This is a genomic window from Mesorhizobium sp. M7A.F.Ca.CA.002.05.1.1, assembly GCF_003998335.1.
Classification (GTDB): domain Bacteria; phylum Pseudomonadota; class Alphaproteobacteria; order Rhizobiales; family Rhizobiaceae; genus Mesorhizobium.
The window spans coordinates 1-2,978 of record NZ_RZQI01000748.1 but is presented as its reverse complement, the minus strand read 5'-3'; the positions used below and the strand labels follow the sequence as shown (position 1 = coordinate 2,978).

4 protein-coding genes are annotated in these 2,978 nt (G+C 63.1%); all 4 read right to left on the bottom strand.

Annotated elements, in window-relative coordinates; genetic code table 11:
* Window positions 1-628, bottom strand: a 628-nt coding sequence (locus tag EN939_RS27760; RefSeq protein WP_127270918.1) for an ATP-binding cassette domain-containing protein, incomplete at its 3' end; no start/stop codon positions are given.
* A 13-nt stretch (window positions 629-641) separates the two neighbouring features.
* Window positions 642-1,526 (bottom strand): sulfate ABC transporter permease subunit CysW, encoded by an 885-nt coding sequence (cysW, locus tag EN939_RS27755; RefSeq protein ID WP_127270916.1) that lies wholly within the window; start codon window positions 1,524-1,526, stop codon window positions 642-644.
* Window positions 1,519-2,370, bottom strand: a complete 852-nt coding sequence (gene cysT, locus EN939_RS27750) for a sulfate ABC transporter permease subunit CysT (protein ID WP_013530875.1) — start codon at window positions 2,368-2,370, stop codon at window positions 1,519-1,521. The genes cysW and cysT overlap by 8 nt, the downstream gene beginning before the upstream one ends.
* 21 nt (window positions 2,371-2,391) lie before the next feature.
* Window positions 2,392-2,978, bottom strand: a 587-nt coding sequence (locus EN939_RS27745) for a sulfate ABC transporter substrate-binding protein (protein ID WP_127270914.1), incomplete at its 5' end; no start/stop codon positions are given.

The following is a 2,978-nucleotide window of genomic DNA, read 5'->3' as shown; positions in this document are numbered from 1 at the left end:
TCACCACGACGCGGTCGGCAAGCTCCAGCGCCTCTTCCTGGTCGTGGGCGACGAAGACGGTGGTGTGGCCGGTGGCGTCATGGATTTCGCGCAGCCAGCGGCGCAATTCCCGGCGCACTTGCGCGTCAAGCGCGCCGAACGGCTCGTCGAGCAGCAGCACCTTGGGCTCGATCGCCATGGCGCGCGCCAGCGCCACGCGCTGCCTCTGGCCGCCGGAGAGCTGCGCCGGATAGCGCTTTTCGAGCCCTGAAAGCTGGACGAGGTCCAGAAGCTCGGAGGCGCGACGGCGGATCTCCTGCGCCGGCGGGCGCGACGGTCCGTGCCGGACCTTCAGGCCGAAGCCGATATTGTCCGCCACCGTCATGTGCCGGAACAGCGCATAGTGCTGGAAGACAAAGCCGACATTGCGCTCCTGGATGGACTTGTGCGAGGCGTCCTCGTCGCCGAAGAATATCTTTCCCCGTGTCGGCCGCTCCAGCCCGGCGATCAGCCTGAGCAGCGTCGTCTTGCCGGAACCGGACGGTCCCAGCAACGCGATCAGTTCGCCCGACTTGATGTCGAGCGACACGTCGTGAAGCGCCGGAAACTGGTCAAACTCCTTGCGCACGTTGGCAACGCGAACTTCCATAGTGGTCCCTTTGTCAGTGCCCGCGTGTCGCGGCGATCTCGGCGCCGTAGCGCATCTCGAGAAGTGTTTTCAAGACCAGCGTGACGAGCGCCAGGCCCGCAAGCAATGAAGCGACGGCGAAGGCACCGACGGCGTTGTACTCGTTGTAGAGGATTTCGACATGCAGCGGCATGGTGTTGGTCAGGCCGCGTATGTGGCCCGACACCACCGATACCGCGCCGAACTCGCCCATGGCACGCGCATTGCACAGGAGCACGCCGTAGAGCAGCCCCCATTTGACGTTGGGCAAGGTCACGTACCAGAAGGTCTGCCAGCCATTGGCGCCGAGCGAAAGCGCTGCCTCCTCGTCGCCATTGCCTTGTTCCTGCATCAGCGGGATCAACTCGCGGGCGACGAAGGGGAAGGTGACGAAGATTGTGGCCAGCACGATGCCCGGCACGGCAAACAGGATGACGATGCCATGCGCTTTCAGCCATGTGCCGAGCAGCCCCTGGGCGCCGAACAGAAGCACATAGACGAGGCCCGATATGACCGGCGAGACCGAGAAGGGGAGGTCGATCAGCGTGGTCAGGAAGGCCTTGCCCTTGAACTCGAACTTGGCGATCGCCCAGGCGGCGGAGATGCCGAAGACGATGTTGAGCGGCACCGAGATCGCCGCCACCAGCAGCGTCAGCCGGATCGCCGAGCGCGTGTCGGCACTGCCGAGCGCTTCGGTGTAGGCACCGATGCCCTTGGCGAAGGCTTCGTTGAAGACGATGATCAGCGGCAAGAGCAGGAAAATGCCGAGGAAGGCGAAGGCGACGGCCATCAGAGCAAGGCGCGCAGGGCGGCTTTCAGTGACCGCCGCCGACTGGCTTTCATGATGCGGTTCGTAGGATTTGATCTCCGGGTCAGCCATAGCGCTTGCGGCTCCATGACTGTGCGAGATTGACGACCAAAAGCATGATGAACGACAGAGCGAGCATGATCGCCGCGATCGCTGTCGCCGCCGGATAATTGTATTCCTCCAACCGAATGACGATCAGCAGGGGTGCGATTTCTGATTTGTAGGGCAAGTTGCCGGCGATGAAGATGACCGAGCCGTATTCACCGACGCCACGCGCGAAGGCGAGGGCGAAGCCGGTGACGATGGCCGGCGCCAGGCCCGGAAACAGGATGCGGGTGATGATCTGGAAGCGATTGGCGCCAAGCGTGGCGGCGGCTTCCTCCACTTCCTTGTCGATCTCCTCCATGATCGGCTGCACGGTGCGCACGACGAAGGGCAGGCCGATGAAGATCAGCGCGATGACAATACCGAGCGGCGTATAGGCGACCTTGATGCCGAGCGGCATCAGCAATTTGCCGATCCAGCCGTTCGGCGCGTAGAGCGTGGTCAGCGCGATGCCGGCCACAGCCGTCGGCAGGGCGAAGGGCAGGTCGACCATGGCATCGACGATGCGGCGGCCGGGGAAACGGTATCGCACCAGCACCCATGCGACCAGCGTGCCGAAGACGACGTTGACCGCAGCCGCGACGAAGGCGGTGCCGAAGCTGATTCTCAGCGCATTGATGGTGCGGCGATCGGTGGCGATCGCCCAGAATTCAGGCCAGCCAAGGGCGGCCGAGCGCCAGAGCAGCCCGGATAGCGGGATGAGGATGATGAGGGTGAGGTAGGCAAGCGAGAAGCCGAGCGTCAATCCGAAACCCGGAATGACGCTCGGCTGCCTGAATCGCCACCCCGCCTGGGCGGGTGCTGTGGTCATGTCGTCCTGAATATCGACTGCTTACTGGGGCTTGTAGATCTGGTCGAATATACCACCATCGCCGAAATGATAAGGCTGTGCTTTTTTCCAGCCACCAAACTGTGGATCGTCGATGGTTACGAGCTTGATCGGCGGCAGCTTGGCGAGGTCCTCGGCCGGCACCAGATCGGGCTTGGCAGGACGATAATGGTTCTTGGCGATGATCGTCTGCGCTTCTTTGGAATAGAGCCAGCTCAGATAGGCTTCGGCGACCTTGCGCGTGCCCTTGGCATCGACATTGGCGTCGACTACCGCCACCGGCGGTTCTGCCAGGATGGAGGTCGGCGGGTAGACGATGTCGAAATTGTCGGCACCGAACTCGTCGAGCGCCAGATAGGCCTCGTTTTCCCAGGCGATAAGCACATCGCCAAGACCCTTTTGCGCGAAGGTCACGGTCGAGCCGCGCGCGCCGGTGTCGAGCACCGGAGCATTGGCGTAGAGCTTGCCGACGAACTCCTTGGTCTTGGCCTCGTCGCCGCCGTCATTGGCGTTGGCGTAGGCCCAGGCGGCGAGATAGTTCCAGCGCGCGCCGCCGGAGGTTTTGGGATTGGGCGTAATCACCTGGACAC

Excerpts from the sequence above, each read along its gene's own strand:
- cysT (WP_013530875.1), bottom strand. The coding sequence starts at position 2,370 with ATGACCACAGCACCCGCCCAGGCGGGGTGGCGATTCAGGCAGCCGAGC.
- cysW (WP_127270916.1), bottom strand. The coding sequence starts at position 1,526 with ATGGCTGACCCGGAGATCAAATCCTACGAACCGCATCATGAAAGCCAG.